We start from the raw sequence: 3,613 nt of genomic DNA on the forward strand, positions 1-3,613 counted from the left end.
CACAGTAAGCTCAATTTTGTATCACCGAGTGAGCGACATGCGATGCAAGATAAAGCGATTTTATCTAAGCGTAAGGAGGTACTAGAAGAAGCAAGATCAAGAAACCCTAAACGCTGGCCAAACGGTATAAGGAACTGTGACGTTATCGGTGAGGTAGTGTTGAACCCAGAAAAAGAGTCTGAAACTGAAACAAGAAATGCAGCTTAAAATTTAAGTAAAGAGTGCCAACTACCTTGAAAAACACCGCATGCGTACCATGTCTATAAACCTAAATCTCAAGGGCTTAAGCCACAGCTGGTGAACAAAATCATCTCAAGTTGTGAAACGATGCTAAGTCACTACAGCAAAGTGATGGTTGTCAGAATTGATCTACATCCACACCAGTTTTCTGATGATAATAATCAAATTTCTCAGTTCCTTGATCTGCAGGTCGAAAAGCTATCAAAGCAATACAAATGCAAAGTGCAATACCTTTGTGCAAGAGAGCGACATCATTCAGAAACGCAACACTATCATGTTGCACTCATGCTTAGCGGACACAAGATCCATTATCCACACAAGCTGTTAAATCAGCTTAAATCACAATGGGAGCGTGCTGGTGGAACGGCTTCATTAGTTGATAGCCCTTTCAACATTATGCGCCGAGGAAATAAGCCATCACTCAAGAATGCCATTTACCGCCTTAGTTACTTTGCGAAAGCATTTACAAAGGAGCTCAATATCAAAGCGCGCACGTTTCTCAGCAATAAGCTCCAGCCATCAGCAACATTTGATGACACCAAAGACATTCTCTTGGTTAATCCTTTGATCACCTTTGAAATGAATCAGCGAAAGAAGAAACGAGAAAACACTGATAACGCAGTAAATACTATCAATAACAGAAGGTGGACAACATTTGCTTGGTTTAACGAGCTAAGCCATGCCCAGCAACTCAAAGAATCCATTAGCTCGAGAACATCAAGTTTACATCACATAGTGGATCAGCTTTTGAGTGGATCACAGCTTCAGCACCCTATGAACCGATAAAAGTTCATGATCCATTTACGGAAGATGATCCACCAGCAGATTTGCTTAAAACAAACTAAAACGCACAAAAACCAATAGCTCACTGCTGTCAGAGGTATTTGACGATGTTATCCCAGCGCGTATTTGTTTGAAATGCAAAACAAAGCCCATGAACCGAAGCAGATCCAACAGTTGTAGATCCACTTTTGTTGATCCAAAGAGAAAAATATTAATGAGTAGATTTAATTTAGAAACGCTTCCCCGCTGCGGAGCAAAGACCCGAAGTGGCAACCCATGCCAGCGTTATGGCAACAAAACTAATGGGCGCTGCAAATTGCATGGTGGGCGCTCTACAGGTGCAAAAACTAAGGAAGGAAAGTTGGCGGTACGAGTTAACGCATTACTTAATCCCTTCATGTGGCATTTTAATAAACGGTTCAATCTTGAAATAAAACAGGCATATATAGCAAACGCCTTAAGTGCTTACCTACGTTTAATTGAGCTAACTAAACTCCAGGCTCGTGGACTAGATGAGATCACAGAGATAGTCAGTCAATACAGATTTGAATTAGAAACCACAAAATATTACATTGCTGAATTTGATGGTTCTGAGGCGCTGCTCATTATCCAGTCCGCACTGGATCATTACTATAAAGACACCGCTGCTGAACACCTCAAATTCCATATCTACTCGGCAGTCTTCCCAACCCCTTATTTCAATAGATTAAGCGGCTCTCATGCAGAATTAGCACATGAAATGAGGGTGTTTTCTAAAACTGAACGGAAAAAGGGTTTTGGTTACGTTGGCCGTATAACTATTGACCCTATACACAAAGCACTAAAAAGGCAGCTAAAGAAATCCAAAGCTTCCAGCTAGGTATAATCTAGTCGCTCTATCTAAGAGAAGTTGGCACCCACTTTTATGGTGCCAATGTCCGACTTGATTTAAACCAACAGCTTTATTCAAATTTTATTTTTAAATAATGGCGGTAACGTTCCGTTGAGGAAATTCGTGTGAGCGACTGGCACAGATCGTTCAACTTACTCGCGTAAACCGATCGGCTATAGCACCTTATATCTACTCAAGCCTTATATAAGGCATAGTAACCTTCCTGACCCTATTGAGCGTTTTCTGTAAGGAGCTAGGATCATTGTTCTCAATTTCTTGTATGTAATGATATTGAATGACGTTATCTCTGCTAGAGCTAGTATCATTTAAATGTTTAAAAAAATTAGGTATATCAAAAGCATGCAATGGTATGTCTGTAGTGTAAAATTCATTTAAGAACAGGAAGAACATATGCTCTTTTAGCTTTTCATTGTCATCTATCAACTCTGGAAAAAGGCCTTTTAATAGCGTTACTGAATTATGCAGTCTAATCAAAGTTCTAGGGGTTCCAACATTGAAAATTCCAGTGAGAAGAGTAAAGTATTCAACTTCAGCTAAGGTGCTTTTCAGATAGGTATTTGAAACCTCACTTACCTGTTCCTCTTCAGTTTCAGCTTCATCCCAATCGACTTTAAATTCATTGAAAGATTGCGCTTTAGCCTGTTTTTTTAGATGCTCGCTACGCTTGAATGAATCTACTACTTCCTCACCAACGTCAATCGAGTCGTAAAGTCGTTTTTGAATAAACTGAGATAACTTAGAAGGTGTTGGCTCATCTAACTCAATAACTAACTGAAATAACTTACCTAAAAAATCACGGGCTATCTGCTGAGACTGCTTCTGGTCTACAAAGCTGTTCAAGCTCTTTAGAGCAACGGCATTCAATAATTGTTCACCATCAACTGCAAATACCACAATGACATTATCTAGGTTTGCCAGGAGCCTTATCGCCTCTAAAGTATTAACAATGCGCTCAGGAGAGCAACGATCTAAATCCTCGATTACGAGTATGATTTTCCTTCCAATATTCTTCGTATTGTCAGGAGTCTCATTTTTTTTCGAGGCAAATAAAGAGTTAAACTTTGTTTCAAAGTAGCGTTGAGCTGAAAAGCAGTACGAATCGATTAAAGCCCGTATATCGTCTTTAAGATACTGAGCAACACCTAAGTGCTTAGAATAGTCAGGGGAGTTACTTATAGAGTTTATTTTTTTCAAAAAAGGGCTTGCCCAGAGATTTTTAGCTATCCCAATGATGGTTAGAGCGAAACCTGATACTACTCCAGAAACAATGATTGGTGATTTATCACTTTCGGCCAAAAAGCTGTCGATTAGGCCTGTACTGATTATCCCAAGGGCAGCAATTCCAATGAGCACCCACCAAATTAAGGCATTTCTTAGAGTGTCCTTCTGCAAGAAAACCCTATATTTACCAAGCATGTAAATTCGTTTTAAAAGGCTTTTTTGGGAGTAACGGTGTTTTTCAAGGTAGTTGGCACTCTTTACTTAAATTTTAAGCTGCATTTCTTGTTTCAGTTTCAGACTCTTTTTCTGGGTTCAACACTACCTCACCGATAACGTCACAGTTCCTTATACCGTTTGGCCAGCGTTTAGGGTTTCTTGATCTTGCTTCTTCTAGTACCTCCTTACGCTTAGATAAAATCGCTTTATCTTGCATCGCATGTCGCTCACTCGGTGATACAAAATTGAGCTTACTGTGCT

3 protein-coding genes and 2 pseudogenes are annotated in these 3,613 nt (G+C 39.7%); 3 read left to right on the forward strand and 2 right to left on the reverse strand.

The features are described from left to right. The 3 genes and pseudogenes from L5M18_RS22805 to L5M18_RS22815 form a co-directional block, all read left to right on the forward strand. Positions 1-207: pseudogene (locus L5M18_RS22805) on the forward strand (IS3 family transposase); the annotation flags it as partial. Between the two features lie 90 nt (positions 208-297). Beyond that, positions 298-1,026, forward strand: coding sequence for an inovirus Gp2 family protein (locus L5M18_RS22810; RefSeq protein ID WP_263198694.1), 729 nt, complete (start codon positions 298-300; stop codon positions 1,024-1,026). A gap of 211 nt (positions 1,027-1,237) precedes the next feature. Continuing rightward, positions 1,238-1,882: an HGGxSTG domain-containing protein gene (locus L5M18_RS22815; protein ID WP_263198695.1), complete on the forward strand. Its 645-nt coding sequence runs from the start codon at positions 1,238-1,240 to the stop codon at positions 1,880-1,882. A 201-nt stretch (positions 1,883-2,083) separates the two neighbouring features. Here the strand turns inward: L5M18_RS22815 and L5M18_RS22820 are convergent, their stop codons facing one another. Continuing rightward, on the reverse strand, positions 2,084-3,331 hold the full coding sequence (locus tag L5M18_RS22820) for a KAP family NTPase (RefSeq protein WP_263198696.1): 1,248 nt from the start codon (positions 3,329-3,331) through the stop codon (positions 2,084-2,086). Positions 3,332-3,404: 73 nt separating this feature from the next. Then, a pseudogene (locus L5M18_RS22825) lies at positions 3,405-3,613 on the reverse strand (IS3 family transposase); the annotation flags it as partial.

The organism is Shewanella sp. SM20 (genome assembly GCF_025654545.1).
Lineage (GTDB): Bacteria > Pseudomonadota > Gammaproteobacteria > Enterobacterales > Shewanellaceae > Shewanella > Shewanella oncorhynchi.